At 66.7% G+C, this 6,955-nt stretch carries 10 protein-coding genes and 1 pseudogene; 6 read left to right on the forward strand and 5 right to left on the reverse strand.

Annotated elements, in window-relative coordinates:
- The first annotated feature begins 309 nt into the window (after positions 1-309).
- From DKL51_RS20575 to DKL51_RS20585, 3 genes are all read left to right on the forward strand, one after another.
- Entirely contained in the window at positions 310-1,107 is a 798-nt protein-coding gene (locus DKL51_RS20575) for a protein phosphatase 2C domain-containing protein (RefSeq protein ID WP_185734864.1), read from the forward strand.
- Positions 1,108-1,530: 423 nt separating this feature from the next.
- Positions 1,531-2,223 carry a dioxygenase family protein gene (locus tag DKL51_RS20580; RefSeq protein ID WP_165824606.1) on the forward strand — a complete coding sequence of 231 codons (693 nt, stop codon included), beginning with the start codon at positions 1,531-1,533 and terminating at the stop codon, positions 2,221-2,223.
- A gap of 2 nt (positions 2,224-2,225) precedes the next feature.
- Positions 2,226-2,567: a nuclear transport factor 2 family protein gene (locus tag DKL51_RS20585; protein WP_165823182.1), complete on the forward strand. Its 342-nt coding sequence runs from the start codon at positions 2,226-2,228 to the stop codon at positions 2,565-2,567.
- A 329-nt stretch (positions 2,568-2,896) separates the two neighbouring features.
- Here DKL51_RS20585 and DKL51_RS35065 read toward each other — a convergent pair whose 3' ends face one another.
- The 3 genes from DKL51_RS35065 to DKL51_RS20595 form a co-directional block, all read right to left on the reverse strand.
- Complete coding sequence (locus DKL51_RS35065; protein WP_185734865.1) at positions 2,897-3,058, reverse strand: hypothetical protein; 162 nt, start codon at positions 3,056-3,058, stop codon at positions 2,897-2,899.
- Positions 3,059-3,444: 386 nt separating this feature from the next.
- Positions 3,445-3,924: a GNAT family N-acetyltransferase gene (locus tag DKL51_RS20590; RefSeq protein ID WP_124812382.1), complete on the reverse strand. Its 480-nt coding sequence runs from the start codon at positions 3,922-3,924 to the stop codon at positions 3,445-3,447.
- Positions 3,917-4,513 carry an SRPBCC domain-containing protein gene (locus DKL51_RS20595; RefSeq protein ID WP_260428597.1) on the reverse strand — a complete coding sequence of 199 codons (597 nt, stop codon included), beginning with the start codon at positions 4,511-4,513 and terminating at the stop codon, positions 3,917-3,919. Before DKL51_RS20595 ends, DKL51_RS20590 begins: the two co-directional genes overlap by 8 nt.
- Before the next feature lie 89 nt (positions 4,514-4,602).
- Here DKL51_RS20595 and DKL51_RS20600 point away from each other — a divergent pair, with 89 nt between their 5' ends.
- Positions 4,603-5,100, forward strand: a complete 498-nt coding sequence (locus tag DKL51_RS20600) for a GNAT family N-acetyltransferase (RefSeq protein ID WP_124812383.1) — start codon at positions 4,603-4,605, stop codon at positions 5,098-5,100.
- Between the two features lie 238 nt (positions 5,101-5,338).
- Here DKL51_RS20600 and DKL51_RS20605 read toward each other — a convergent pair whose 3' ends face one another.
- Positions 5,339-5,587 (reverse strand): hypothetical protein, encoded by a 249-nt coding sequence (locus DKL51_RS20605; protein ID WP_124812384.1) that lies wholly within the window; start codon positions 5,585-5,587, stop codon positions 5,339-5,341.
- A gap of 86 nt (positions 5,588-5,673) precedes the next feature.
- Between DKL51_RS20605 and DKL51_RS20610 the strand changes: the two genes are divergently transcribed.
- Positions 5,674-6,411: a VOC family protein gene (locus DKL51_RS20610; RefSeq protein WP_124812385.1), complete on the forward strand. Its 738-nt coding sequence runs from the start codon at positions 5,674-5,676 to the stop codon at positions 6,409-6,411.
- Positions 6,412-6,448: 37 nt separating this feature from the next.
- Here DKL51_RS20610 and DKL51_RS36520 read toward each other — a convergent pair.
- Positions 6,449-6,568 (reverse strand): annotated as a pseudogene (locus DKL51_RS36520) (NUDIX hydrolase); the annotation flags it as partial.
- A 43-nt stretch (positions 6,569-6,611) separates the two neighbouring features.
- Between DKL51_RS36520 and DKL51_RS20620 the strand changes: the two are divergent.
- Positions 6,612-6,872, forward strand: a complete 261-nt coding sequence (locus DKL51_RS20620; RefSeq protein ID WP_260428598.1) for an N-terminal phage integrase SAM-like domain-containing protein — start codon at positions 6,612-6,614, stop codon at positions 6,870-6,872.
- Positions 6,873-6,955: the final 83 nt, after the last annotated feature.

Raw genomic sequence — 6,955 nt, forward strand, 5'->3', positions numbered from 1 at the left:
CACGCGTGCGGCCGACAGCGGCTTCAGGTCGTGGTGGGCGCACCAGGTCAGGAAGACGCGCAGGTCGGACTCGGTGTGCAGCCGCGAGTCACCGCGGTAGCGACCGAGATAGGCAGAAACCGCCGCGGAGAACAACACGATCAGGAGAGACGACACCGGGACCGGAACCGGGAGAGGTTGTCATACCTCACGGTGCGTCACCAGTCACAGTCAGCGCCAACGCCGTCCGTGCGGCAGATGTGTGCGCACCAAGTGCGCCGGCGGTTGTTATGGTCGGCGCCCTGACCGGTGGGAGGGCGGCGGCAGGGCATGCGGGTGACGATGATGAGCGCTGCGGCACGGACTGGCCACGCGAACGAGGACTTCACCGGCGCCGTAGCGACGGCAGCAGTGCTGATCGACGGCGCCGGCGGCTTCTCCGGCCTCGAAACGATCTGCCGGCACGGCGTGGCCTGGTACGCCAGCCGCCTGGGAGGCAGCCTCCTCAGCCTCTTGTCGATCGTGCGGGACGGCAGCCCTTCGGCGCTGCTCGCCGAGGCCATCGAGCAGGTGACGGACGAGCACCGGGACACCTGCGACGTCGCCGACCCCATCAGTCCGTCGGCGACCGTAGCCATCCTGCGCCTGTCCGACGGCCTCATCGAGTACCTGGTGCTCGGTGACTCGGTCCTCGTGCTCGACCGAGCGGACGGTGACCCGCTCGTCGTCTCCGATCCCCGGGAGGTGATCATCAGCCGGTCGTACCAGTCCGCGATCGAGGCCACCGCCGAGGGTAGCGAGGATTACCACCGACTCCTGCGAGACTTACGAGCCAACCGGAACCAGCCGGGCGGCTTCTGGGTGGCCAAGGACGACCCACGGGCGGCAGACGAGGCAATCACCGGAAGCTGTCCGATCTCCGAACTGACCGGTGCCGTCCTGATCAGCAATGGAGCCAGCCGCATCGTGGACCGATTCCGGCTCGCCGACTGGCCAGGGGTCATGGCCGTCCTGACGTCGAGCGGACCCGCCGAAATCATCCATCGGGTCCGGCAGGCGGAGGCGCGCCACGCGGTGGCGGCAGACGATGCGACGATCGCACACTGCACCGACCTCGGCGAGGCCTAGCCTCGCCAGCCGAGCGTGCCCGGCCGCCTGGCGTGGCAAGACCAACCGCCGTCGGCCACGGGGCAGCGGTGGAGCGCCTATCGGCACACATCCGCTCACCGGCCCGATCCGGCCGTCGTAGCGACCGCTCGGCGGCAAATGAGTGCGGACGTCGCCAACCTCGGTGACCCCGAACCGGCGTGGGTGCAGCTAACGGCGGTTGATCTTCGCCAACAACTGTGGACGGTCACGCGCCGATAGAACTCGCGGGGCCGATCGATGTCCCGGACGATCAGCAGGTGCGTGAGCACCGCCAAGCCCTCGGGCTCGAAGTAGTCAGGTGTCTCGTCTGCCATCACCGCTCCCCTGGGTAGAAGCATCGGTTACGCGGTGACGGGCGGCGAACCGCGGGCGCCGCAACGAACGGCGGACCATACTGGCACGGTGGAGGAGGACCTCGTCGAACTACTGGCCTCGACCGGAGTCACCTGCCGGTTGTTGGTCGAGCAGACGCGGGGCCCATACCACCGAGCTGTGCATCCCGAGCGTCGGGAGATCACCGAGGACCGCGATGGTCTCCCACTGCGCCTCGGGCTACGCCTACTGGCGACGGACGCCACCACCCCCCTCGCGGGCGTCCTCGTCGAGGTCTGGCAGGCCGACCACGTGGGCCGATACTCCGGCTTCCAGCCATTCGAAGCGAGGCCGGGACAGGTGGTCACCTCGGAGTCGGTGCCGCACGATGTGATCGCCGCCGGTGAGACGTACCTGCGGGGCAGCCAGCGCACCGACGAGCGCGGGATGTGCGCGTTCAACACGATCTACCCGGGCTGGTACGCCAGCCGCACCGTGCACATCCACCTCATCGCGCACCTCGGCGACCGCTCGGTGACCACGCAGCTCTACTTTCCCGACACGGTCACCGACGAGGTTTTCAGTCGCCCGCCCTATCGGGGTCGGCCGCAGCGCGACACCACCAACGCCACCGACAGCATCTTCGCGGACGGCGGTGAGCAGATGATCCTGGACCTGCAAGGAGATCCGACGACCGGCTACACCGGGGTCCTCTGCGTCGTCCTCGACCGGCAAGCGCGACCTGCCTCGGCTGCGGGTCCTTCGGCGGAAAGCGACGGTTGATCGTGGCCAGCACGGAGCAGATCAGGGCCACCATCGAGGCCCACCTCGCCGCCGTCGGCGCCGCCGACGCTACCGCACTGGCAGATCTTTACACACCGGATGCCCGCCTGCATGACCCCGCTGGCGGATCCCCAGTCACCGGCCGAACGGCCATCGAGCAGCACTTTGCCGGCGTGCTCACCGAGCAACGGACAATGGATCTCGTTATGGTGGCGATCGCCGACCACCACGCCGCGTTCCACTTCCGCGCCACACCAGCCGACGGTCCCACCAGAGAGGTCATCGACACCATGACCTTCGACGACCAGGCCATGATCACTTCGATGCAGGCGTACGCGAGCTAACACCAAACCCGGTCGGAGTGACCTGCGTGGCCAGCCGTCCGGCTACATGCGAGGAATCGCTCCACCGAGGCAGCGAATGCTGACGGGTCGTCCACCCAGGGGAAATGCCCAGCCCGTGGCTGACTGTTCTCGGCAGTTGAGGACATCGCTGGCTGACCAGCGATAACCCGAAAAGGTGGACGCCTTCGGGCACGCCGAAGAGCTCACCGAGCAGCAAACGCTGCTCAAAGGATTGTCTTCCTCAAGCTGGTCCGGCTGGCTGCCGAGCGTGGCGGAGATGGTCTGCCGGCCACCGATCCGGCTGGGCGCGGGCTTGATGACTGCGTCGCCTAGTAGCGCTGTACCAGCGTCCACTGAACCCCAGCGTCCAGCATTGCCTGCACCCGGTGCTGCCCGTTGATAAATGCCCGGACACCATCTCGCGCTTCATTGCTCACCCGCACAGCGTCGTACAGCAATGAATTCAGCGCCTCACGTTCCCAGTCGCTCAACCGCAGCTCCTCGGACGCCCGCCGTCGGACGCGAGCGGAGATGTCGTCGAACGGGACGCCGGCGGACTGCACCTCGAGAGCCAGCCGGATCGCGATAGCCGACACAGCGTGCCAGTCACCGCCGTGGTACCAGCAGCAGTCTTGGCCACCACGGCGCGACACCGCTCCGGGCGGCGGGGGCGCAACACATCGGCGGGGACCAGCAACATCATGTAACAACGATCAGCTAAACAGCCGACCAACGCATCCGAGTATCCACCCCGGGCCTGCTCAGCCGTTGGCGCCCGGCATCACTGCCTACCCACGGTAACGGGTGCGCTGGCGGCAACCCCACCTCACCGCGGCAGATCAGTGCGCCGGCGGCGGGAAACGATCTGGCTCTTTGCTCAATTGAGCGGTTTACGCATCTGTTGTGTCACGACGCGGTAGCCGGAAGTCTCATACAGCCGGATCGCGCGGACGTTGTCGGCGAAGACGTTGAGCTCTAGACGACCCAGGCCACGGGAGCGCACGGCGTCCTCGGCAGCAGCCAGGAGCGCGCGTCCGTAGCCAGCTCCGCGGTACGCCTCATTGATCTCGATGTCGTAGATGAACGCGCAGTCGGGCGCACCGCGCGGGTGCGTCAAGCCCAGCCACGACACGCCAACACAGGTGCCGTCGGGAAGCGCGGCCCTCAAGAACAGCATTCCGGCAGTCGCAAAGCCATCCGGCAACAGGACGTCGTTTGCCTTGGTGGCCAACTCGAGGGCCTCGTCCGCGGGCCAGTTACCGGCTGCTACCTGCTCATCCGCAAATGATCGGATGGTACGGTCACGCCACTCCTCGAACTCGTTCCTCGTCATGTCCCGTACGATCAACTCAGGCACAGCGTGATGGTCCCACATCAATCAGTGGACGGCTGCCCCCGTTGTGCGCGCGAGCATCACGTCGGCCGCACCACCGCTCCCGCGCGTTGCAGCGTTCACGGCCGGCGAGGTAGGCGGCGAGATCTTCGACGTGGACCTGGTTTCCTGCCCCGTAGGCGGCGATTTGCTGCAAAGGCAAGCCGCGGTCCTCGATGACCAGGATGGTTTGGTCGCCATCGGCGGTAAGCGTCGCCTCGATGACGCCGTCCGGTTCGTCTGGGGATTCGGTCAGAATCAGTAGCCACCGTGGCGGCTCGCACTCTTCCACCCGGCCGGTGCCTTCCCATCCGCTGGCAAAGTAGCGTGCGCGGAACTCACCGCCCTGGCGCAGATCGCCTTCTACTTCGCCGAGCCAGCGGGCGAGACGGCGGGGATCGGTGAGGGCTGACCACAGGTCGTCCATATCGGTGTCGAACCGGTCTTCAAGACGGACGATGCCCTTGCCATCCGCCGCTCGCAGGGTGCCCAGGGCGCGCACGTCGTACGACTTCCCGGACGAAGCATCCGCCCGGTCGATGGTCGACCGGATGAGGAAGACCTCGGCCGGCACCTGGCGGGATCTCACGGAGGCAATCCGGCAGGAGTCCAACCGCCGGCAGACTCAATAGCCTGCACCGATCGGTTGTAGCCTCGGCCCCTATGAGTTGGCTGCCTGAGGACTTCGTCCATCCCGTCTACGTGCCCGTGCCCAACACCGCGCTTCACCTGCGGCCGATTCGGGAGGCGGACACCGCGCTTGACTACCCCGCCGTGATGGGCTCCCGAGAGCGCTTGTGGGAGATCTTCGGCCCGGCCTGGGCTTGGCCCGAGGAGACGATGACCTATGAAGAGGACCGCATCGACTTGCTGCGGCACGAGAAGGAGATAGCCGCGCACCAGTCGTTCAACTACGCGCTGCTGGACGAGGAGGAGACGGCAATCTTCGGCTGCGTCTACATCGACCCGCCCGAGCGCACCGGCTCCGACGGAGAGGTCTCCTGGTGGGTGGTGGACGACCTCGTCTGCGGCGAGGCGGAACGCGCACTCGACGCGCTGGTGCCGCAATGGATTGCCGCCGACTGGCCTTTCCAGCAGCCCCGTTATCTGGGCCGCGACATTACCTGGCAGGACTGGCTCGCGCTGCCGCGCGTCTCGTGACACGTCCGAGGCGGTGCCTGGATCGTGTCATGAAGATCGTCTGATCGTTGTGTGGATGTGCCGTTGACGGATGCCCAGTGGGCGTAGATCGAGCGGTTGCTCCCTGACCGGTCACCGCGTCGTGGCGGCCGGTGGCGCGATCACCAGCAGGTGATCGACGCGATCGCATGAGAGGGGTGTCCTCTTGGTCAGACGGGGTCGATGACACCCGACCGCAGGTTGAAGATCAAGCTAGCGCTCAACGGCAGGTGTCTGGCCGAACGTGCACACCGCACCACGACGGCAGGTCGGCTGCCCATACCCGCCAGCCGCCGGCGTCTCGCCGGGTTTCGAACCGCCAGGGGTGGGCTGTGCCGCTCAAGCTGGCCTGCCCGTTCCACCAGATCGGGTGGACGTCCACGGTCACCTTCGCGCGGTCGTCGCCCTGGTCCTCGACGTCGATGGGTCCGACCGTCTCAAGCTTCGACGGAACCTTGGCGCGCCCCATCTCGCCGCGGTACTCACGCCACTGCCGCAGCAGCTCGTCATGACGCCCGGTGACCAGAACCCGCGGCAGCCCCTAGCATCGTCGGCATGGCAACGCGGCTTGTTCAAATCAACATGAAGGCTCGGGACGACTCCGCGCTGGGCGGTTTCTGGGCGGAGGCGCTCGGCTGGGGAGTCTCCAGCGAGGGACCCGGCGTGACCAACCTCGAACCCGAGGGCTTCGTCTACCCCGACCCCGTCGCCGTCTGCCTCGACCTCATCGCCTCCCCGGAACCCAAGACGGTGAAGAACCGCGTGCACGTCGACCTCGCCACCACCTCGGCGGCCCATCAGGCGGAGGTGGTCACGCGCCTGAAGGATCTCGGCGCAACACCCGCCGACGTAGGCCAGGGCGACGTCCCATGGACGGTCATGGCCGACCCAGAGGGCAACGAGTTCTGCGTGCTGGACTGGCACGACCCGATCCGAGACACCGGACCGATCGCCTCGGTAGTGGTCGACTGCGCGGATCCGCGAGTCATGGCCCGCTTCTGGGGCAAGGCCATGGACTGGACCCTGCACAAGGTGACCGACCACAACGGGGTACTGCGCTCCGCCGAGGGCGTCGGCCCATATCTGCAGTTCCTCCGCACACCCGATGTGAAGACCGTGTGGAACCGCGTCCATCTCGACCTCCGCCCATACCCAGGTGACGACCTAGAGACCGAGGCGGCCAGACTGCGGACTCTCGGCGCCACCGCCATCGACCTAGGCCAGAGCGATGTCCCGTGGACGGTCCTCGCCGACCCGGAAGGCAACGAGTTCTGCCTCCTCGCCCCAGGCTGACCCAAACCCTCTTCATCCGCTCACTACGCCAGCCGGGTCGCACCTCGCCGTTTGAGTACTCGATGACATGGCCTGGGTCTGAGTAGACGCCGACGATCCCTGTCACGTCGACCTCGATGCCCGTCTCCTCTCGCGTCTCGCGGACTGCAGTCTGCGCGCGCTCGCATCAGGGCATCCCTGCTCCCGAGCGGTCCAGCAGGATGGATGAGTTCCTGACCTACTGGTTGGCCGCGTACGTGGCGGATCTGCGCCCGACCACGGCGCGCGGTTATGAGTCGGCCGTACGTCTGCACCTGATCCCCGGTCTAGGTCGGAAGCGTCTGGACAAGCTGACCGTGCAAGACGTGCGGGCCTTCATCACGGCTTGCCGGCAGAAGTGCCTGTGCTGCGCTGGCAAGGTTGATCAGCACCGGTCGGGGGAGTTGCCCCCTGGTCCTGGACACTTGAACCTTGGATCGTGATGGTCCGGGGAGATCAGGAGTCCCTGACAGATGGTGAACAAGCACTACCCCGCGGAGTTCAAGGCCGACGCGGTGGCGTTGTA

This window comes from Micromonospora globispora, assembly GCF_003857015.1.
GTDB lineage: Bacteria > Actinomycetota > Actinomycetes > Mycobacteriales > Micromonosporaceae > Micromonospora > Micromonospora globispora.

Coding starts and splice junctions, on each gene's coding strand:
- DKL51_RS20620 (WP_260428598.1), top strand. CDS start 6,612: ATGGATGAGTTCCTGACCTACTGGTTGGCCGCGTACGTGGCGGATCTG.
- DKL51_RS20575 (WP_185734864.1), top strand. CDS start 310: ATGCGGGTGACGATGATGAGCGCTGCGGCACGGACTGGCCACGCGAAC.
- DKL51_RS20605 (WP_124812384.1), bottom strand. CDS start 5,587: ATGGGGCGCGCCAAGGTTCCGTCGAAGCTTGAGACGGTCGGACCCATC.
- DKL51_RS20610 (WP_124812385.1), top strand. CDS start 5,674: ATGGCAACGCGGCTTGTTCAAATCAACATGAAGGCTCGGGACGACTCC.
- DKL51_RS20600 (WP_124812383.1), top strand. CDS start 4,603: ATGAGTTGGCTGCCTGAGGACTTCGTCCATCCCGTCTACGTGCCCGTG.